15 protein-coding genes and 1 other RNA gene are annotated in these 20,962 nt (G+C 33.0%); 8 read left to right on the plus strand and 8 right to left on the minus strand.

Annotation, left to right across the window (positions count from 1 at the left end; all coding sequences use genetic code 11):
* Positions 1-6: 6 nt before the first annotated feature.
* Positions 7-3,195: a SusC/RagA family TonB-linked outer membrane protein gene (locus BUE22_RS11065; protein ID WP_073395491.1), complete on the minus strand. Its 3,189-nt coding sequence runs from the start codon at positions 3,193-3,195 to the stop codon at positions 7-9.
* 268 nt (positions 3,196-3,463) lie between these two features.
* Between BUE22_RS11065 and BUE22_RS11070 the strand changes: the two genes are divergently transcribed.
* The 3 genes from BUE22_RS11070 (at position 3,464) to BUE22_RS11080 (ending at position 6,822) form a co-directional block, all read left to right on the plus strand.
* Complete coding sequence (locus BUE22_RS11070; RefSeq protein WP_042565029.1) at positions 3,464-4,516, plus strand: sensor histidine kinase; 1,053 nt, start codon at positions 3,464-3,466, stop codon at positions 4,514-4,516.
* Positions 4,506-5,207, plus strand: a complete 702-nt coding sequence (locus tag BUE22_RS11075; RefSeq protein WP_042565030.1) for a LytR/AlgR family response regulator transcription factor — start codon at positions 4,506-4,508, stop codon at positions 5,205-5,207. The genes BUE22_RS11070 and BUE22_RS11075 overlap by 11 nt, the downstream gene beginning before the upstream one ends.
* 178 nt (positions 5,208-5,385) lie before the next feature.
* Positions 5,386-6,822, plus strand: coding sequence for an MFS transporter (locus tag BUE22_RS11080; RefSeq protein WP_073395098.1), 1,437 nt, complete (start codon positions 5,386-5,388; stop codon positions 6,820-6,822).
* 190 nt (positions 6,823-7,012) lie between these two features.
* On the opposite strand, the gene BUE22_RS11090 is transcribed toward BUE22_RS11080, so the two are convergent.
* Positions 7,013-7,507, minus strand: a complete 495-nt coding sequence (locus BUE22_RS11090) for a hypothetical protein (protein ID WP_073395100.1) — start codon at positions 7,505-7,507, stop codon at positions 7,013-7,015.
* Positions 7,508-7,596: 89 nt separating this feature from the next.
* Entirely contained in the window at positions 7,597-8,253 is a 657-nt protein-coding gene (gene fsa, locus BUE22_RS11095) for a fructose-6-phosphate aldolase (RefSeq protein ID WP_073395101.1), read from the minus strand.
* Positions 8,254-8,504: 251 nt separating this feature from the next.
* Between fsa and BUE22_RS11100 the strand changes: the two genes are divergently transcribed.
* On the plus strand, positions 8,505-9,812 hold the full coding sequence (locus tag BUE22_RS11100; protein WP_073395102.1) for a GAF domain-containing sensor histidine kinase: 1,308 nt from the start codon (positions 8,505-8,507) through the stop codon (positions 9,810-9,812).
* A gap of 190 nt (positions 9,813-10,002) precedes the next feature.
* On the opposite strand, the gene BUE22_RS11105 is transcribed toward BUE22_RS11100, so the two are convergent.
* Positions 10,003-10,806 carry an SDR family oxidoreductase gene (locus BUE22_RS11105; RefSeq protein ID WP_073395103.1) on the minus strand — a complete coding sequence of 268 codons (804 nt, stop codon included), beginning with the start codon at positions 10,804-10,806 and terminating at the stop codon, positions 10,003-10,005.
* Between the two features lie 358 nt (positions 10,807-11,164).
* An RNA gene (gene ffs, locus BUE22_RS11110) (signal recognition particle sRNA small type) lies at positions 11,165-11,262 on the minus strand.
* Between the two features lie 88 nt (positions 11,263-11,350).
* Between ffs and BUE22_RS11115 the strand changes: the two genes are divergently transcribed.
* The gene (locus BUE22_RS11115) at positions 11,351-12,400 is read left to right on the plus strand and encodes a glutaminyl-peptide cyclotransferase (RefSeq protein WP_073395104.1); all 1,050 of its coding nucleotides are present in this window, start codon (positions 11,351-11,353) and stop codon (positions 12,398-12,400) included.
* A gap of 141 nt (positions 12,401-12,541) precedes the next feature.
* The gene (hutI, locus tag BUE22_RS11120; protein ID WP_073395105.1) at positions 12,542-13,780 is read left to right on the plus strand and encodes an imidazolonepropionase; all 1,239 of its coding nucleotides are present in this window, start codon (positions 12,542-12,544) and stop codon (positions 13,778-13,780) included.
* Between the two features lie 52 nt (positions 13,781-13,832).
* Here hutI and BUE22_RS11125 read toward each other — a convergent pair whose 3' ends face one another.
* A complete protein-coding gene (locus BUE22_RS11125; protein ID WP_042565038.1) occupies positions 13,833-14,711 on the minus strand; it encodes a hypothetical protein in 879 nt (292 codons plus the stop codon).
* A 96-nt stretch (positions 14,712-14,807) separates the two neighbouring features.
* Here BUE22_RS11125 and BUE22_RS11130 point away from each other — a divergent pair, with 96 nt between their 5' ends.
* Together BUE22_RS11130 and BUE22_RS11135 are read left to right on the plus strand one after the other, a co-directional pair.
* Positions 14,808-15,845 carry a formimidoylglutamase gene (locus BUE22_RS11130; RefSeq protein WP_073395106.1) on the plus strand — a complete coding sequence of 346 codons (1,038 nt, stop codon included), beginning with the start codon at positions 14,808-14,810 and terminating at the stop codon, positions 15,843-15,845.
* Between the two features lie 125 nt (positions 15,846-15,970).
* On the plus strand, positions 15,971-17,221 hold the full coding sequence (locus BUE22_RS11135) for a DEAD/DEAH box helicase (RefSeq protein ID WP_073395107.1): 1,251 nt from the start codon (positions 15,971-15,973) through the stop codon (positions 17,219-17,221).
* A 113-nt stretch (positions 17,222-17,334) separates the two neighbouring features.
* On the opposite strand, the gene BUE22_RS11140 is transcribed toward BUE22_RS11135, so the two are convergent.
* On the minus strand, positions 17,335-19,524 hold the full coding sequence (locus BUE22_RS11140; RefSeq protein ID WP_073395108.1) for a response regulator: 2,190 nt from the start codon (positions 19,522-19,524) through the stop codon (positions 17,335-17,337).
* A gap of 129 nt (positions 19,525-19,653) precedes the next feature.
* Positions 19,654-20,934: a dicarboxylate/amino acid:cation symporter gene (locus BUE22_RS11145; protein ID WP_073395109.1), complete on the minus strand. Its 1,281-nt coding sequence runs from the start codon at positions 20,932-20,934 to the stop codon at positions 19,654-19,656.
* Between the last annotated feature and the right edge of the window lie 28 nt (positions 20,935-20,962).

Consider the following 20,962-nt stretch of genomic DNA (forward strand, 5'->3'; position numbering starts at 1 on the left):
ACTTTTTTAGAATGTAACTTTAATATTAAAACCATACGATTTTCTTGACGGCAAAGAACCATACTCAAAACCTTGTCCGTTTCCAGAAGTATACATAGACTCAGGATCAATATTTGGTAAATCTTTATTAAATGTCAATAGGTTTCTGGCAAATGCCGAAATATAGATTGAACTTATTTTTGAGCTGCCAAAAACACTTCTGGGTATTGTATAGCCTAAACTTACCTCTCTTAATTTAACGTAAGAAGCATCATAAATAAAAGGTGCCGGTGTATTTTCAGTAACATTTGACCAATATGTTTGAGGATCTACAGGAGTCGTATTTTTTACGTACACCGGATTTTCAGCAGTTCCGGTATTTACAACTCCGTTTGCTACATAACCTGCTGTTGGAGTCCAATTCCCTACATTGAAATTTGGATCATTTGCAGCGGCTTCTGCTCTTGCAGCATTGTAAGCATCTCTTCCTTCTGTAGTTACATCCAAAAGTCCTTTTCCTGCGGCAACAGAGTTTGTCATAGAATATACATCCATACCAAACTTCATATCCAATAAAAATTGAAGTGTAATTCCTTTATAAGAAAATCTATTGGTTAAACCTGCCGCCCAATCCGGAAGCCCTTTTCCTAATTCTACTTTTGTATCTGTGTAAACAGGAAGACCGTTTGCCCCTACAATCATTTCGCCGGAAGGTGTTCTTTGAAAATCTTTACCAATAATAGTTCCGTATTGTCCGCCAACCTGAGCTACAATTGCTGCTCCGGCCCAGCGAGCCTCAGAAATAGTATAAGTATTAATGTCAGGATGTAAAGAAAGAATTGAGTTTTTGTTTTTTGAGAAGTTCAAATCAATTCCCCACTCAAAATCTTTAGTTTTAATTGGTGAACCCGATAAAAATATCTCGATACCTTCATTACGCAATTTCCCTGCATTTACAGAAAGAAACTCATAACCCGATGTTGCAGAAGATGCTAAATCAAGCGTTTGATCTGCAGTATCTTCACGGTAAACTGTTATATCAGCTTTTAATCTGTTTTTAAAGAAAGCTGTTTCCAATCCAAACTCAATTCCTGTTTTTGATTGAAAAGTAAGATTCGCATTTGGTGCCGATGAATTTTTTATATTCACAACACTTTGTCCGTCATAAGCAGAATAAGTAGTATAATTTAATGCATTTTTATAAGCGCCCGGAGCATTAGAAACTTTTGCCCACGATGCTCTCAATTTACCATAAGAAAAAGTATCATTCTGAATAGCAAATGCATCTGAGAATACAAAACCTAATGAAGCTGCCGGATAAAAAGCATCTTTGGTTATCACACTAAACCAGTCATTTCTTCCAGTAAATTCAGCATATAAATAGCCTTTATAATCAAACTTTGCAGAACCGTAAACAGAATTTGTTCTTGTTTTGGTTTCTGATGGTGCGTTGATTGTCTGAGTCGAAAAATTACTAATATATTCTGTTCCCGGCTCAATAATATTTGTTCCCTGACTAGAATTTTCCTGTCTTCTAAAATCTCTTCTGCTTGTTCCTAAAATTCCTGAGAAAGTCAAGTCATTAGCCAATTTAATATCGCTAAAAGTAGCTATGATATCAGTATTCATTTCAGAAACAGTAATATCATTCAATCCAAGATAACCTGTATCTCTGCCCGGCCAGGTACTTCCAGCCGCCATAAAATCTTTAGTACCAAAATTATAAGTATCTAAACCGGTTCTAAAAGTCAATCCAACCCATTTTTCAAGTTGATACGTTCCGGTAACATTCCCCATAAAACGATTTTTCTTAGAGGTGTTATGATTGGCATCTACCGTAAAATAAGGGTTTAATTGATAAATATTATTATTCCACTTGTAGATTTCTCCTGTATCCGGATCTTGATAATTTTTCAACCAGGCCTGATCGATATTGGGTGCTAAACCACTCAAAGAATAACCTACGTTGTTTGGGGAATCTCCCAAACCTGGTCTGTTTTCGGTATTTTCAATCATGTAATTTACATTTGCCGCCAAAGTAAATTTTTCTGATTTTAAAGTAGCATTCAAACTGGCATCATTTCTTTCTAAACCTGAACCCGGAACAACATCATCATTTTTAAGATTGTTGAATCCAAAACGAATATAAGCATTCTCACTTCCGCCAGAGAGCGAAATTCCGTTAGTTGTTGTAAATCCTGTCTTGAAAAAGTCCTGAATATTATTGTCTACTTTAGCATAGGGTTTCATAGAACCATCAAATATTATAACCTGCTGCCCAACTGTTTCCGAGAATTTCGGTCCCCAGGCACTTGTAGTATATCCGTAAATTTCAGAAGGCGCTTTTGAGGGGTCCGGCAAAATCCCGTGAGATCCCGTTCCATAATCACTTTGAAAATCCTGATATTTAGCATTTACTCTGTCAAAACTAACACCGCTGGTAAGTTCTACCTGTAATTTACCTTTGCTTCCTTTTTTGGTTGTAATCAAAATTACACCATTCAAAGCTCTGGAACCATATAAAGCAGATGCTGCTGCACCTTTTAATACAGTCAGACTCTCAATGTTGTTCGGGTTTATACTTGAAATTCCGTCACCGTTATCTCTTCCATCAAACCATTTGCTTGATGCTGCAGTGTCATTAGACAACCCTGTATTATCAATAGGAACTCCATCTACAATATAAAGCGGCTGGTTATTCTCGCCTATACTGGAAATACCTCTAATAATTACCCTTGTACTTCCTCCCGCACCTGTGGCCGGTATAGAAACATCAACACCTGCAATTTTACCGGAAAGTGCCGTGGCTACATTGGTTGTAATTACCTTATTCAACTGGTCGCCTTTGATGTCCTGAACTGCGTAACCAAGTTCCTTCTTTTGTCTCTTAATACCTAATGCCGTAACTACAACTTCATCTAAGTTTTGGGTATTTTCTTCAAGCGCAACATTTACTTGCGGAGAATCTCCAATTGTTACAACTTTAGTTTTAATTCCAATGTATGAAAATACTAAAACATCTCCTTTTGATGCCTCAATACTGTACATCCCATCATAATCTGTTTGTGCTGCCTTCGCTGTTCCCTGGATAAGAACAGTAACTCCTGGCAACGGCAGTCCTTTTTGATCGCTTACTAAACCTTTTATTGTTTTTACTTGTGCAAGAATAACCTGCGACGTAAAAAAAACAACAAAGATTAATACAATTTTCTTCATTTTTGTCATGGTTTTGTTGGTTAAGCGATAAATCTATTGTTAAAATTAACATAAATAAAACTTTTTAAACAAACTACCCTAAACCTTAAACAAACAACAGAAAACAATCAATAATACGTTTTACGAAAACGATGCCTTTAAAAAATAATCGACGAAATGCCATTTTTGATAAAATTTTATTCAAAAGAATTGCGTTTTACCAACTAATTGTTTAAAGTTGCAAATTATTATTCCTAAGAATAATTACATTAACCCCCAATAATCAAAATTGAACGAAATTCAAAAATTAAAATTTGAAATAAAACTGCAAAATCATATTTGGTTTTGGGGAAGTTACTTTACTCTTAACTTTTTAAGATGGGGAGCCTATTTTAATGACTATCCTTATTCATTCAAATCTAACCTGATTGAATTTTCATTGCACATTCCGTTAGTCTATTTTAATCTTTTTGTTTTGGTACCGAAATTTGTACTAAAACAGAAATATATTCAATATACTTTTGCCTTGATTTTAAGCCTTTTCGGTATTTATTTATTAAAAACCGCACTTACCTATTATATTATATCTGAGAATATCTGGCCGGAAGCCAACAGAGAATATCATCCGTTTGAAATCAATCATATCGTTGCAGTTTGCATTGGAGAATTATATGTATTAGCCATGGCTTCATCTGTTTACCTGACTTTAACCTGGCTAAGGGAAAGAGAAAGAAACAGATCATTAAGAGAAAATCAGTTCAAAATCAAATTGAAGTATCTGGAGAATCAAATTCAGCCACACTTTTTCTTTAACACATTAAATAATTTATATGCCTTATCATTAGAATCTTCAAATAAGGTTCCTGACGTAATTATTAAGTTATCCAATTTGATGGAATATGTCTTGTATGATGTAAAAGGAACCAAATTTGTTCCGCTTATAAAAGAAATAGACTATATTCAGAATTATATTGAAATTGAGAAGTTACGGTTTGAAAATGTAGAAGTTACGATAAATCTTGAGTCGGATATTGAAGATATTGTTGTGCCTCCGTTAATCTTTATTTCGCTGGTTGAAAACGCCTTTAAACATGGCGGACTGAACAACAAAAACTTAAAAATCAAGATCAATTGTAAAGTTATTGATAATAAAAGGTTAGATTTTGAAATCTTAAATAATTTTGTAATTTCACAAAATCTTAACCCGAAAAGTGGTATTGGATTAGTCAATACCAAGAAAAGACTGAAATTAATTTATAAAAATGATTTCAGCCTAAAACACAAAACAAAACTAAATTACTATATAATCCGCTTGCAAATACCTATTCATAATGAAGATTAAATGCGTATTGATTGATGATGAGCCTTTGGCTATCAAAGTCTTGCAAAATTATTTCAATAATTTTACAGATTTTGAAGTGATCGGTACATTCAATAATTCTCTTGAAGCACTTGATTTTATCAACAGCACAACTGTTGATGCTGTCTTTTTAGATATCAATATGCCAATGATGACAGGATTTGAATTAATTAGTTTAATCGAAAACAAAACCAAAGTCATTATCACAACAGCTTTTAGGGAGTTTGCAGCCGAAAGTTATGATCTTGATGTTCTTGATTATTTAGTAAAACCCATTCCGCTGCCCAGATTTATAAAGTGCATTAACAAGATTACTACCGAATACAATTTAAAAAACAATATTAAGGTCGAAACCACAAAAGGTGATTCTCATATTTTTATTAAGGTTGATAAAAAAATGATGAAAATCAATATTGAAGAAATCCTTTTTATCGAAGGAATGAAAGAATATATTAAAGTTGTTACGCCTGATAAAACGTATATTACCCATAAATCCCTCACTTCTTTGTCTGAAGAATTACCGGCAGATCGTTTTTTGAGAATTCATAAATCGTACGTTATCGCCCTAAATAAGGTGAAATCTATCGAAGGAAACCGCATACAGATCCAATCTTACACCATTCCTATTGGTAGAAATTACAGTAAAGATGTTAAAAACAAAATTTTAGAGTAAATACAATTTCATTTTTCATTTTCTAAGTAGGTTAAAATTAACACATTGTTGAAAAAATGATGCCGTTGGTTTAAATTTAACATTATTTGTGCCTTTTTATTTTTTTTTGAAACACTTAACAAATATATTTACGGTCTTCAAAAAACAATAAAATTAAAAAATTAACCTTATCACAATTATGAGTTCAGAAAATGTGCAAACTAAGTGGGGACAGTTTATTCCTCTAGTTATCGTATTCTTCTTTTGGGGTTTTGTCGCTGCAAGTAACGACATCTTGATTCCTGTTTTTAAAACAGCCTTCAACTTATCTCAAGGAGAAAGTCAATTAGTATCTTTAGCTTTTTATATCGCTTACACCGTAGGATCGCTAATATATATGGGAATCTCCGCTTTAATCAAAGAAGATTTAGTTAACAGAATAGGATATAAAAACGGTCTTTCATTAGGTTTACTTATTTCTGCTCTTGGAACTTTATTATTTTATCCGGCTGCAAATACAGGATCTTTTCCTTTAATGTTATCTGGATTATTCATTGTAGCACTTGGTTTTTCATTACAGCAAACAGTTGCAAACCCTTTAGCAATTGCTTTAGGACCAATTACAACAGGATCTCAACGTTTAACTTTAGCAGGTGGAATTAACAATCTGGGTACTACAATCGGACCGCTTATTGTGAGTTTTGCAATCTTCGGATCAAGCACTGGATCATCTACTTTAAGCATCGAGAGTGTAAAAATTCCTTATTTAATACTTGGTTTGGCCTTTTTATTAGTTGCTATTTTATTAAAATTCTCTTCATTGCCAGACAGACCAGCTCTAATCGAAGAAGAAATCGCACATGATGGCGCAACAGCAAAAAAATCTGCATTACAATATCCACAATTGGTAATGGGAATGATTGCTATATTTCTTTATGTTGGTGTAGAAGTTTCTACTGCAAGTAATTTACCTGCATACATGGAAAGCAAATTAGGATTTTTAACTCAGGAAGTTGCTCCTTATATCTCTTTATATTGGGCAAGTTTAATGATTGGCCGTTGGACAGGAGCTATCGAAGCTTTTACTGATAAAGCCAGTTTACAACAAATATTACGTTTTGTAGCACCATATTTGGCATTTGGCGTATTTTTAGCTGTAAATGCAATTGCAAAACACGATTTAACACCGTTTTACATCTACGGATTAATTATCTTAGTATTAATTGCTGCTGATATTGCAAGTAAAGGAAATCCTGCGAGAATGTTATTAATCTTCTCTGTTTTAGGAATTGTTGCTTTAGCAATAGGAATGTCGACTAATGGTATTGTGAGTGTTTACGCTTTTACAAGTGTTGGTCTATTCTGTAGTACGCTTTGGCCATGTATCTTTACACTGGCAGTAAGCGGATTAGGAAAAAATACAAGCCAGGGAAGCAGCTTCCTAATCATGATGATTATGGGTGGTGGAGTTATCAGCTGGTTACAAGGTTTTGTTTCTGAATTCATTGGTATTCAAGCAAGTTATATTGTAGGTATCTTATGTTTTGCTTACCTTGCGTTTTACGCATGGAGCGTGAGCGGAATCCTTAGAAAACAAGGGATTAACTTTGACAAAAAACTTTCAGGAGGGCACTAAACCTTCTTTAAATAACAATATAAAAAATCCCAAATTCCAATTTTATAGATTGGAATTTGGGATTTTTTTTGACCTTATTCAGCAAACCCGACAGTCCCGAAGCTTCGGAATAAAACCTGTCAGGTTTGTCGATAAAAAATTCCAGCCGAAATTGGAATTTGGAATTTATTTTTTGGAATTTAATTTTTTTTTACTTCGCATTAATAATATTGCTTAAATTCTTTTTAAAAATGGCTTTATTTTGTTCCGATAAAGTATATACGACATCTTTATCGGCATGAATAATCACTTTATCAATATTCGTCGCTAAAAGTGCTTTTGGATCCTTAATTTTTAATGTACAGGCACCATCAAAATAACCATCTTCTTCGATTGTTTTTTTTGCAGCCAGAACAGTTCCGTCACTTAAAACAGCCGAAATTGTCATTGTACTATTTAATGTATTTGAATAAAAACCATCCATTACCAACAATAATCGGTATGAATTTTTCATTTCAGGACCTCTAAACTCGTGACGTGTAATATTATAACGTAAACCTTTTGCCAAAGTCTGGAATTTTGAAGTACAATCTAATTCAAAAGTAGCCACATCTCCGGCTTCGTTTACAGATGTTAATACTTTTGCCTGGGAATTTGCAGTGATATTTACTGCCAAAAATGCGAAAATCAGAATAAGTTTTTTCATATGTCATTCTTTTTGAGACACATAAAGATAAAAAAAATCACCATCTTTCTTACAAAAAATGGTGATTTTAATTATGTATTTAAGGTAAACTATTTGTTTCCTTTCTCAAAATCAGCAACAAACTGAGCTAATCCAATATCAGTTAATGGGTGTTTCAATAATCCGTAAATTGCAGAAAGTGGTCCAGTCATAACATCAGCTCCAATTTTAGCGCAGTTTACAATATGCATTGTATGACGCACAGAAGCAGCTAAAATTTGAGTTTCGTATCCGTAGTTATCATAAATCAGTCTAATTTCTTCGATCAGGTTTAAACCGTCTGTAGAAACATCATCAAGACGACCAATAAATGGAGAAACATAAGTAGCTCCAGCTTTTGCAGCCAAAAGAGCCTGACCAACAGAAAATACAAGTGTTACATTTGTTTTGATTCCTTTATCTGAGAAATATTTCGCAGCCATAACGCCTTCTTTTGTCATTGGCAATTTAACTACGATTTGATCATGTAATTCAGCTAATTCTTCACCTTCCTTAATCATTCCATCATAATCCAACGCATTTACCTCAGCACTTACATCGCCTTCTACAAGATTGCAGATGTCAACATAATGTTTCAGGATATTGTTTTTTCCTGTAATTCCTTCTTTCGCCATCAATGACGGGTTAGTCGTTACACCATCCAAAACACCTAAAGCCTGTGCTTCTTTAATTTGAGCTAAATTAGCTGTGTCAATAAAAAATTTCATAATTATATCTATTTAATTGTGTTGATTCTATTTGATGTCTTCGGCAACCGTAATCCGGTTTTTGCCGTTATCTTTTATTCTTTTTAATTCACAAAGAATGAGCCTGCTCACCTTACATAAATTTCGGTGCAAAATTACAACTTATAATTTTCCCAAAATTAAAATCTTAAAAATAATTCTACATTTCGATATTCCTCGTTATAATACCTTCATTAAAAAAGCGTATTTTTAAAGTCCAAATAAGTCCAAAAGTGCTAGAAGAGAATTTTCAACAAGACATTACTAATATCCAGAATATTACAATTGTACCAACTTTACTAAATGTAATATGCCAAACGACCGGAATGGGTTTTGCAGCCGTAGCAAGAGTTACAGAAGATCGCTGGATAACCTGCAGTGTTCAGGACAATGTTGCATTTGGTCTAAAACCCGGAGATGAATTACAAGTAAAAACCACAATTTGCGATGAAATTCGCCAGGACAGGAAAGCAGTAATAATTGACAATGTTAGTGAAGATCCTGAATTTCGTTATCATCATACTCCGGCAATGTATGGACTTCAAAGTTATATTTCGGTTCCGATTATGCTTAAAGACGGAAGTTTTTTTGGAACACTTTGTGCCATCGATCCGAAACCAAATAGCTTAAAAACATTCAAAGTCCGAGAAATGTTTAATTTGTTTGCTGATTTAATTTCATTCCACATCACAAGTATTGAAGAAGCAAACGAAAGCAAAACGATTTTAAAAGAGAAAGACAATCTTCTGGAAAAAACCGAAATTGAAAAACAAAAAGCTGTAAAATCAAAATCAGACATTGAGAAAAAACTTATTGAGAAAAACATCTCTCTTGAAAAAATGAACAATGAACTCGAGGCATTTAATTACATTTCGAGTCATGATTTACAGGAACCTTTGCGAAAAATTCAGCTTTTTACAGATACTATTGAACGTGAAGAACTAAATAATTTATCTGAAAAAGGCAAAACTGCATTCAATAAAATCAAGACTTCGGCTTTTAGAATGCAAAATCTAATTAACGACCTTTTAATTTATTCTAAAACAAAATTTGACGATAGAAAGTTTGTACTTAAAGACTTAAATGAAATTACCAGAGACGTTATCGAAGATCTTACAGATGAGTTTGAAAATAAAAATGTAGTTTTTGATATACAAGATTTAGGAAAACTTTCTGTAATAGAATTTCAATTCAGACAGCTTCTTTATAATTTGATTAATAATTCGATGAAATTTGCAAGTCCTGATCGAAATTTAATCATCACAATCTCATCAAAAATCACAAATGGAATACTTGAGAAACTTTCTCCTCTTACCAAATATTACCAAATAACCATTGCAGACAATGGCATTGGATTTGATCAATCTTATAACGAAAAAATATTTGGACTTTTTCAGGCCTTACACACAAAACCGATAAAAAGTACCGGAATAGGACTTACAATAGTCAAAAGAATTGTAGAAAACCATAACGGCTTTATTACAGCAAAAGGAATTTTAAATCAAGGAGCAAAATTTGATATTTTTATTCCTTTAGAATGAATAAGATAGCGTTTTTTTTTACCGCAAAGAACGCAAAGGTTTTTATCTAATTAAACTTTCTAAAAACACAAAGTTCGCAAAGCTAAGTAAACACAAAGCTTTGCGAACTTTTTATTTATTCTAATAAAAACTAACTGTAAAAAATCCTTGCGAACTTTGCGGTTAATTTTTTTTCATTACAATTGAATAATTATAGTTTATAATGGTTCATTAGCATTTTTTCATACATTTTATCCGGAAGTACACGTTTTAAAACGATCGAGAATTTCTGCATAAAAACACCTACTTTATAATGCACTTTTGGCTTTTTTTGCTGAATAATTTTGTAAACTGCCTCAGCCATTTCATTCGGATTACTTCCCGCATCAACATGTTCATTCATAGTAGCAAGCACATCTCCGTAAACTTTTTCATAAGCAGAACCTGAAATAACCGGCGCATGATAACGTCCTGAAGCAATATTGGTAGCAAAATCTCCAGGTGCTACGTTGGTGATCTCAATTCCAAAAGACTTTACTTCCATTCTTAAAGCTTCGGTAATTAATTCTAAAGCTCCTTTTGATGCAGAATAAACACTTCTGTACGGCAATCCCATATAACCGGCAATTGAAGTAATATTAATAATCAAACCCGATTTTTGTTCACGCATTTGTGGTAAAACCGCTTTCATAACTTCTATTGGTCCAAAAAAATTGGTCTCGAAGTTATTCTTGATTTCTTCTGTCGGAATTTCTTCCAAAGGCCCTGTAATTCCAACTCCAGCATTATTAATTACAATATCCAATCGCCCGGAAGTTTGAATAATTTTGGCTACCGCCGATTTAATAGATTCGGTATTTCGAACATCTAAAGCCACGAGTGGAAAAACAGAATTCAACACTTTTTCAGGGTTTCGACTTGTTCCATAAACAACGAAACCTTTTTGATGCAAAAATTCTCCAATAGATTTCCCGATCCCTGAAGATCCTCCGGTAATTAAAACGACTTTATTCATATTATGGGGTACTAGGTTATTTGTTATAAATTAAGAGATCTTTAAATTATTTTTTACCGCAGAGAACACAATCCCGATAGCTATCGGGATTCGCAGAGTCCACTAAGATTGAAGTTGTGTTTACACAATCTAAGTCCGCAAAGCTTTGCGTCCCGAAACTTCGGGATGCCTTTTCACAAAAGCTGAGAGTAAAAAATCTTTGCGAGCTTTGCTGTTAAATTTATTTACCCGTCCACAGGTTTTAAAATTCATCCAACTTTCCTCAGTACCAAAAATAAAAAAATCCTCCAGAAGGAAGACTACTTTTAAATTAATTCTAAAAAAAAATCCTGAAACATTTCAGGACATATAAAATAAAAAATGGCAAGCGACCTACATCGCACCGCTCAACCACGTACCCTTGCTATGTTCCCATCCTGGGGGAGTCTGCAGGAGCTGGTCGTGTAGGACTTGCCGGTGCAAATATACAATCTTTTTATATTTTTGCAAGAGCTTTGTTGCTATAAAAATATCGTCGTATATTGGCTTATTCAAATTTTTAACTATGAAAAAATATAACTTCCTAGCTGTCATTTTATTAGGAATCACATTAATTGGATGTGGAGATACAAAAAAAGGTGAAAATTCTTTATTTAACATCGATGATTCCGCTTTTCCTGCTCATTTTTCGTCTCAGGAATCAGTTTCTATTGGAATTTTAAACCCAAAATCAAAAGAAATTGATAGTATCTCTTACTTTGTAAATGACAAAAAAGTGGGAAGCAAAAAAGGAAATGAAAAATTTAAATTTGAATTAAAAGATCAAAAATTAGGATATCAATATCTAAAAGCTACCGTTTATTTTGGTGGAGATTCGTCTGATGCTACGAAACGAATCGAATTGGTTTCGAATGTTGAACCAAAATTATTGAAATATAAAATCGTAAATACATATCCGCACGATACAAAAGCTTTTACCGAAGGTTTAGAATTTCACGACGGTGTTTTATTTGAAAGTACTGGTCAGAAAGCAGATTCTTACTTTAGATCTGTTGATTACAAAACCGGAAAAGTGATTCAGCAAGTTGATCTTCCAAAGGAATATTTTGGTGAAGGAATTACTTTTATAAATGGTAAATTGTTTCAATTAACATGGCAGGAAAAAACTGGTTTTATATACGATGCAAAAACGCTTAAACTGGAAAAAACCTTTAAATACGATAAAGATATTGAAGGCTGGGGAATGACGCACGATGACAAATATATTTATCGCTCTGACGGAACAGAGAAAATCTGGAAAATGGATCCTGAAACCCAAAAAATGATTGATTACATTAATGTTTATTCCGGAACTTCAAAAATTAAAGTTCTGAATGAGCTAGAATTAATCGACGGAAAATTCTATGCAAATGTTTGGCAAAAAGATGCGATTGCGGTTGTAAATCCAACTTCGGGAGCTGTTGAAGGAATTCTGGACATGTCTGGTTTACGCAAATTTATCAAACATCCTGAAGCAGAAGTTTTAAACGGAATTGCTTATAATCCTGCAACAAAAACCATTTTTGTAACAGGTAAATATTGGGAAAAAATGTTCGAAATAACAGTTTCAGAATAGGATTACACATAGAGACAAACACGAATTTCACAAATTTTCACGAATTGATTAGTGTTAATTTGTGACCCGAGACCGTAGGACGAACTGGCGAAGCAAATTTGTGTTTTTATATAATTACTACACTAATTAAATTTCTTAATAATGATTACTTTAATCAAAAACATAAAAGAATTGCTTCAGGTTCGTGAAACGTCTGTTTCTAAGGTTTCTGGGGCTGAAATGGCAGTTCTTCCCACAATAAAAAATGCATTTTTAGTAATTGAAAACAATCTAATTGCAGATTTTGGGTTGATGGAAAATCTTCCCGAAATCAATGCAGATGAAGTTATTGATGCTACCGGAAAAATCGTTTTGCCTTCCTGGTGCGACAGCCACACACATATTGTGTATGCAGGAAATCGCGAGCAGGAATTTGTAGACCGAATCAATGGATTCTCTTATGAAGAAATTGCCAATCGCGGCGGCGGAATTTTAAACTCTGCTAAAAAATTAAACGAAACTTCTGAAGAAGAAATTTACGAGCAATCAAAAGTTCGTTTGGAAGAAGTAATGCATTTAGGAACCGGAGCGGTTGAAATAAAATCCGGTTACGGACTTACTATTGAAGGTGAGTTAAAAATGCTTCGCGTTATCAAAAAACTGGCAGCAAATTATCCTATTTCAATAAAAGCAACATTTTTGGGCGCTCATGCATTTCCTTTACATTACAAAGAAAACAAACAAGGTTATATTGATGAAATTATAACCAAAATGCTTCCGAAAATCACTCAAAATAAACTGGCAGATTATATTGATGTATTTTGCGAAACGGGTTATTTTTCTATCGAAGAAACAGAAAAAATTATGGAAGCCGGAATTCAATTCGGCTTAAAGCCAAAAATTCATGTGAATCAATTTAATTCTATTGGCGGGATTCAGGCCGGAATTAAATTTAATGCACTTTCTGTCGATCATCTTGAAGTTATGAACCCGGAAGATATTGAAGCCTTAAAAGACACGGAAACGATGCCTGTAGCTTTACCGTCCTGTTCTTATTTTTTAAGTATTCCGTACACTCCTGCCCGCGAAATGATAAAGGCCGGTTTACCACTTGCATTGGCAACTGATTTCAACCCCGGCTCCACTCCATCGGGAAATATGAATTTTGTGGTGGCAACAGCGTGTATCAAAATGAAAATGACTCCCGAAGAAGCGATTAACGCAGCAACAATAAATGGCGCATACGCAATGGAAATTTCTGAAACCCATGGAAGTATTACAAAAGGAAAAAAAGCCAATCTTATCCTCACAAAGCCTATTTCATCTTATTATCAGATTCCATATGCGTTTGGCAGTAATTTAATAGAAAGCGTTTTTGTGGAAGGTAAAGTTTTAGCATAAAAAAAGAGGAGTTTTAAGCTCCTCTTTTTTTGTATTATTTTTAAAGTATTCCTTATCTTAAAGAAAAACTAGTTTTAGAAACTAATTCGTCGTTATCAAAAACATTGATAAAATAAGTTCCTTTTTCGAAGTCTTTACCTGGTAAATCTTCAGAAACCTGTACAGTTTTGTTTTCGTACTGAATTGTTTTCTTGAAACTGTAAGTTAAAGTATTGTCTCCAAAACTTTCTGTTTTCTTATCTCCTAAAACATTGTTTTTAGCATCGATAACCTGAATATAATACGTTTTATCGCCAGATTTTGCAATTTGATTTTCAGCAATAGTAAAACTTACTTTTAAAACGTCAGCACGGCTTGCTTTATCAGTTTCAATTTGTTTTCCTGAGCTTTTCAATTTGTAAGCTGCAGTTTTTGTATTCAAAATTGATAATTTAGACCCTTTTTCAACTGTTTTAGCCAATTCTTCGTTCTGACCAACTAAAACTTCGTTGAATTTTTTAGATTCTCCTAAAACTACAATAGTACTATCTCTCTGAACTGTTAAAACACCATTTTGTTTTTTCAATTCATCGTTTTCAGCAACTAAAGTTTTCATTTTAGCCTGCATGCCTACAACTTGATTTCTGTATTTAGATACATCTCCTTTAGATTTATTTAAATCATCCATCAAAGCTACTACTTTATCTCTTTCCTGAATTAATTCATCAGACATTGAAGTGTTTTCTGCAATTGCAGCATCGTAAGTTGCTTTTAATTCCTGCAAATCTTTCATAACAGATTCTTTCTCTGTTAGAGTTGTGGTAAGTTCAGTTTTAACTACATCTGTATCAGATGATAATTTAAAAATATACACTAAACTTCCAATTAGTAGTACTGCTAAAACAGCGATTACCGCCTTTAGACTTGAGTTGTTTTTGTTTGGGTTTTCCATATTTTAATAATTTTCTTAAAAACAAATTTAATAATTAATATATCGTTATAACGTAAGTTACTACAATTATATTATTTTTGAACAATATTTTTTTTTATGGAGAAACTAATCCCATTTACTATTAATGATTTAGCTAAAGTAACCAACCATCGAAGTGGTGAAATTAAGTTTGGAGAAAAGATGATTATCATTCCAAATGGAGTTGATAAGGTCAATTTTCTGAAAGAAAGTGAAGCTAAATATGTACTTTTAGGAATTCCTGAAGACATTGGCGTGCGTGCTAATTACGGAAGACCGGGAACGGCATCTGCATGGAAAAGTGCCATAAAAAGCATTGCAAACATTCAGCATAACCGTTTTGCCAAAGGCAGCCAGATTATTGTTTTAGGACAAATTAATGTTTCTGCAGAAATGCGTGATGTTGAAAATCTTGATTTTAATGATATTGATGACCGCTCAAAATTAAGTCAGCTTGTTGAAAAAGTTGACAAAGAAGTTTCTCATATTATCTTTACTATAATAAAGGCCGGAAAAACGCCAATTATAATTGGAGGAGGCCACAATAATGCTTACGGAAATATTAAAGGTTCCGCTTTAGCAAAAGGAAAACCAATAAATGCTATTAATTTTGACGCACATTCAGATTTCAGGATTCTTGAAGGCCGTCATAGCGGAAATGGATTCTCTTATGCATATGAAGAAGGTTTCCTGAAAAAATATTTCATTTTTGGACTTCATGAAAATTATACTTCAAAAAGTGTTCTCGATATAATTAAAAAATTAGAAGATCGTGTACGTTACAATACTTATGATAGTGTAAATATTCGCAAAGAAAAAGATTTCGACAGAGAAATGGCTTTGGCTTTAGAATTTATCAAAACAGATTCATTTGGTATCGAGATAGATCTGGATGCAATTCCGAATATTGCCAGTAGCGCCATGACAATTAGCGGGTTTTCGATAGAAGAATTACGTCAGTTTGTTTCATTTTTCGGACAGCACAGAAATGCCGCCTATTTACACATTTGCGAAGGCGCGCCAGACTTAGATCAATCGCCAAATAATCATCTTATTGGAAAATTAATTGGTTATTTAATTACTGATTTCATAAAAGCAAACAACGAAAAAATTTAACTTATAGGAACTGAAAATTAGATCATTTGCCAAATAAACCCCAATTCAAACAGACCATTGGCTGAATAAACCTATCTTTGCACAGATTTTTAGTACTTAAAACTAAATTTCTTAATACCTAAGATATGTTATTTGAAGATTTATCACTTTCCAAAAGTATACAAAAAGCCGTATTTGAAGAAGGCTATTTAAACCCCACACCTATTCAGGAGCAATCTATTCCGATCGTTTTGGCAGGAAGAGACCTTATTGGCTGTGCACAAACAGGAACAGGAAAAACAGCAGCATTTGCTATTCCAATCATACACCAATTACACCGAATTGTAGGTTCATCAAAAAAAGCCAAACAAATTCGCGCCCTTATAGTTACGCCAACCCGTGAACTTGCAGTTCAGATTGGGCAAAGTTTTGACACTTATGCCAAATATACCAACCTGACGCAATTAACGATTTTTGGCGGCGTTTCTCAAAATCCGCAAGTTGATACTTTGAAAAAAGGTGTTGATATTTTGGTTGCCACTCCGGGAAGATTACTGGATTTACAAAAACAAGGTTTTCTTGATCTTGATCATTTGCATACTTTAGTTTTGGATGAAGCCGATCAAATGCTTGATATGGGTTTTATCAATGATGTGAAAAAGATTGTAAAATTAACGCCTAAAAATCGTCAGACTTTATTATTCTCGGCTACAATGCCTATCGCAATTAGAGAATTGGCCGAAATGTTTTTGCAGGATCCTGCAAAAGTAGAAGTTTCGCCCGTTTCATCAACTGCAGAAAATGTAGAGCAGCGTGTGTATTTTGTTGAAAAAACAGAGAAAAGAAATTTACTTTATCATTTAATAAAAAACGAAAACTTATCGAATGTTTTGGTTTTTTCGAGAACCAAACACGGAGCGGATAATGTTGTAAAAGCATTGCGTAAAAAAGATATCCCGGCCGAAGCAATTCACGGCGATAAATCTCAAAATGCAAGACAACGTGTTTTAGACGCTTTTAAAAATAAAGAAGTTGGTGTTCTTGTTGCTACAGATATCGCCGCAAGAGGAATTGATATTGATCAATTGCCTTTTGTAATTAATTTTGATTTGCCGAATATTCCTGAAACTTACGTACACCGAATTGGTAGAACGGGACGTGCAGGAAATGGCGGAATCGCAATTTCATTTTGCAGTAAAGATGAACATCCTTATTGGAAAGATATTCAGAAATTGATAAAAGTTGATGTAAAAACAATTACTGATCATCCTTATCAATGGCATGCAGGAAGTCCTGAAGCAACTGCTGAGAAACCTAAAAACTCAAACCGCAGTGGTGGCGCTCATAAATCGAGAAAGTCAAACGCATCCAAACAAAACAAAAAGCGCTGGTATTAGGAGATAAAATTCAAACACGAATTTCACTAATTTACACAAATTCTAATAGTTAAGTTACTTTGTGAAATTAATTTCACAAAGTAATAATTAGTGTAAATTCGTGAAATTCGTGTTTAACATCCTACGTTTTTTGTTTCATAGATTAAGTAATTCATAATCTTAAAGAGTTTTACAGGCTCAAAAGGTTTTATGATAATATCATTCATACCCGAAGATATTGCTTCATCTGTAATTTCATCTTTATCAAAAGCAGTTAGAGCAACAATAGGAGTCTTTATTCCTAATTGGCGAATTCTTTTTGTGGTTTCAAATCCATTCATTAATGGCATGTTTATATCCATCAAAATAAGGTCAAAATCTTCGTTTTCTAGTATCTGCAAAGCACCAAAACCATCATCAACCACTTTGCATATATAATTATTTTTTTCAATAATTTTTCTGGTTACCAATTGATTGATCAGATTATCTTCGACAACTAAAATTTTATATATTTCATCAGAAGTTAAGTCAACCTGAATTTCATCAATAATATCCTTTGTTTTTGCCGGATCACATTCAAAAGGAATGGTGAATGAAAAAGCGGTTCCTTCACCTATATCACTTTGCAAAAGTATTGTTGTTCCAAAAAGCCCCAATAATCTTTTTACAATACTTAAACCTAATCCTGTTCCTTGATAATCTTCGTCTTTTCTTCCAACCTGAACAAATTTTTCAAAAATCTTACCCTGATCAGCAATTGCTATTCCTACTCCATTATCTTTTATATGAAATTCTAAATAATGGTATTTTCCTTCTGATTTTTTAAGGTTTACGATAATTTCAACTTCGCCATCTTTAGTAAATTTCAAGGCATTACTAACTAAATTCATCAGTATTTGAGCCAATCTTAATTTATCGCCAATTAAGTATTCCGGAATGTCCCGGTCAATACTGACTGAAATTTTATTATTGTTTTTTTGCGACAAAAACGAAAGTGAGTTTTTGATCATTGCAATTTCATCAGAAATATTAAATGTCAGGTTTTCCAGAACGACTTTATTTTCTTCTATTTTATTAATTTGAAGAATATCATTTACCAACGATAATAAATATCTAGCAGAGAATTTTAAGGAACTCAGATGCTGACTGTTTGATAATTCTTTATGTTCTTCCAGCAGCATATTTGTTATCCCCACAACTCCATACAAAGGCGTACGCAATTCGTGGCTTATAGTAGAAATAAATTGTGTTTTAAGCAAAGATGCTTCTTCAGCGATTTCTTTGGCTTGTAAAAGTTCTAAATTGTGTTTTTTCTTGTATCGGATATTCTTGATCAGCGTAATAATCAGTAAAAGGAGAATAAACGAAATTACGATAAACAAAATAACAATAAGTCTCGATTTTTTCAGGCTCTGATATTGTGATATTTTTTCGTTTTCAATTTTATCAATCTGTCTTTTGTATTCGTCCAATTCGAGATTAAACCCGGCAATAGAAGCCTTTTTTAATTTCTCTTCATTATATAATTCTTCGGTAATTTTATTAAATGCAGAAAGATTTTCATAAGCTTCCTTGTATTTTTCAATTTTGGTTAAAAACTTAGAATATTCTAAATGACTATATGATAAATCTGATTTTTCTATACTGTTTTTACCTGCTTCAATCGCTTTTAAAAAGTAGGTATTCGCATTATCATTATCTTCCTTATAACTGGAATACATGCCGTTAAGCATATTCACAACTACATCTGTAGATTCGTCGCCGTATTTTTTTTTATTAGCGTCGATATATTTCAAATACGGATATCCTTCTTTAAAATTACCATAATCAAAATTAGCCCAGGCAATATTTACGTTTGTAAAATATACCTGACTCAAATCATTTATTTTTAAACCATATGCAATTGATTTTTTATAATACCGAATCCCTTTATCAAATTGCTTTCTTTCAAAACAATATATATTTCCTAAGTTATTGTAAAGACTATATTTTATAGAATCGTTATTGGTTTTATTGGCGTAAAACAAACTTTTGTTATAGAAAAAAATAGCCTTGTCAAACTCTGATAATTCGCTATAATTTCCTGCAATGATTTTATACGAACGCGCTATTAAGTAGTCGTTTTTTAGGGCTGTTGCATAATTTAAAGCTACACGGGAAGTAATTAAGGATTTTTCGAAATTGGAATCTTTATAATCGAACCAGGCCTGTTTTACAAGTTTGTTTATCTTGTCTTCAGAAATAATTTCAGATTGTGCAATCGCCAAATTGTCAGCACAATTCAGAATTAAAAGTAGGGTTAAAAAAATGCGTATTTGGGGCATAAATAGGCTAGTTTCATTCAAATATACGTTTAAAAATAAAAAAAAGCTGTATTTCAAATAAAAATACAGCTTTTTTCTTATTTTAAATATTCCAAAGAAAACTACAACGTTTTTCTCGTGAAGAAAATTTTAGTTTTCAGAAACAATATCAGATTCTTTATCGTTCTCCCATTGTCCCACAACTGAAGTTGCCAAAGCATTTCCTAAAACATTGGTTGCACTTCTAAACATATCACAAAAGTGATCAATTGGCAATATTAATGCAATACCTTCAATAGGAATATCAAACATACCACAAGTTGCCGCTACTACAACTAAACTTGCTCTTGGCACGCCTGCAATACCTTTACTGGTTAACATTAAAACCAAAAGCATAACCATTTGAGTTCCCAGATCTAAATGAACGCCATAAAATTGGGCGATAAAAATACTGGCAAAAGTCATGTACATCATACTTCCATCCAGATTAAATGAATATCCAAGTGGTAACATAAAAGATACAATTCTGTCTTTTACACCAAAACTCTCTAATTCCTCTGTTAATTTAGGAAAAACAGCTTCACTACTTGTTGTTCCAAAGGCAATTGCCAACGGACCAATAATACGTTTTAATAGTTCTGTCATTCTTCCTTTTAGGAAAATATACCCCACAGCGATTAAAACAACCCATAAAGTACTTATACCTATTAAAAATGATCCGAAAAATTTAAAGTACGTAATCACTAATTCTTCTGTATCTCTAATAGCAAAAACTCCTGCAATGGCACCAAAAACCCCTATTGGAGCAAAGTTCATTACATAATTTACCATTTTTAAAACAATATGCGAAACTTTATCCAAAGCATTTATAACCGGCTTTACAGTATTTCCTAAAGATGCAGCGGCTAATCCAAAAAAGATAGAAAATATTACAATCTGCAAAATTTCATTTGTTGCCAATGCTTCAAAAATACTTTTGGGAACAATATGTTCTACGAAATTATCAAAAGATAACGTTTTTGTTTTACCGGTTACTTCTGAAGCAGAAGCCATATCAATATGCTCTAATTTTATACCAACTCCCGGCTCTAAAACATTTACATAAAACAACCCGATTAATAATGATATAAACGAAGCAGTAAAAAACCATGCTAATGCTTTTCCTCCAACTCTTCCAACAGTTTTTATATCTCCCAGTTTAGCAATACCCACTACTAAAGTAGTAAATACCAAAGGCGAAATAATCATTTGTACCAATCGGATAAAAATGGTTGCTAACATTTTTATTTTACTACTAAATGATTGCGCTGCCTCAGGTGAAATCGAATTGTGCAATATAATTCCGAGAATAGCCCCAAGAACCATTGCTACTATAATTTGACCCGTTAATCCTGAAAGAAATGATTTTTTTTTGGTTTCTGTAACTTGCATTAAATAGTTTTTTAGATTAAAACATTAA

Source organism: Flavobacterium pectinovorum, assembly GCF_900142715.1.
Taxonomy (GTDB): Bacteria; Bacteroidota; Bacteroidia; order Flavobacteriales; family Flavobacteriaceae; genus Flavobacterium; species Flavobacterium pectinovorum.

Coding starts and splice junctions, on each gene's coding strand:
- BUE22_RS11065 (WP_073395491.1), bottom strand. CDS start 3,195: ATGAAGAAAATTGTATTAATCTTTGTTGTTTTTTTTACGTCGCAGGTT.
- BUE22_RS11075 (WP_042565030.1), top strand. CDS start 4,506: ATGAAGATTAAATGCGTATTGATTGATGATGAGCCTTTGGCTATCAAA.
- BUE22_RS11080 (WP_073395098.1), top strand. CDS start 5,386: ATGAGTTCAGAAAATGTGCAAACTAAGTGGGGACAGTTTATTCCTCTA.
- BUE22_RS11090 (WP_073395100.1), bottom strand. CDS start 7,507: ATGAAAAAACTTATTCTGATTTTCGCATTTTTGGCAGTAAATATCACT.
- fsa (WP_073395101.1), bottom strand. CDS start 8,253: ATGAAATTTTTTATTGACACAGCTAATTTAGCTCAAATTAAAGAAGCA.
- BUE22_RS11105 (WP_073395103.1), bottom strand. CDS start 10,806: ATGAATAAAGTCGTTTTAATTACCGGAGGATCTTCAGGGATCGGGAAA.
- BUE22_RS11115 (WP_073395104.1), top strand. CDS start 11,351: ATGAAAAAATATAACTTCCTAGCTGTCATTTTATTAGGAATCACATTA.
- hutI (WP_073395105.1), top strand. CDS start 12,542: ATGATTACTTTAATCAAAAACATAAAAGAATTGCTTCAGGTTCGTGAA.
- BUE22_RS11125 (WP_042565038.1), bottom strand. CDS start 14,711: ATGGAAAACCCAAACAAAAACAACTCAAGTCTAAAGGCGGTAATCGCT.
- BUE22_RS11130 (WP_073395106.1), top strand. CDS start 14,808: ATGGAGAAACTAATCCCATTTACTATTAATGATTTAGCTAAAGTAACC.
- BUE22_RS11135 (WP_073395107.1), top strand. CDS start 15,971: ATGTTATTTGAAGATTTATCACTTTCCAAAAGTATACAAAAAGCCGTA.
- BUE22_RS11140 (WP_073395108.1), bottom strand. CDS start 19,524: ATGCCCCAAATACGCATTTTTTTAACCCTACTTTTAATTCTGAATTGT.
- BUE22_RS11145 (WP_073395109.1), bottom strand. CDS start 20,934: ATGCAAGTTACAGAAACCAAAAAAAAATCATTTCTTTCAGGATTAACG.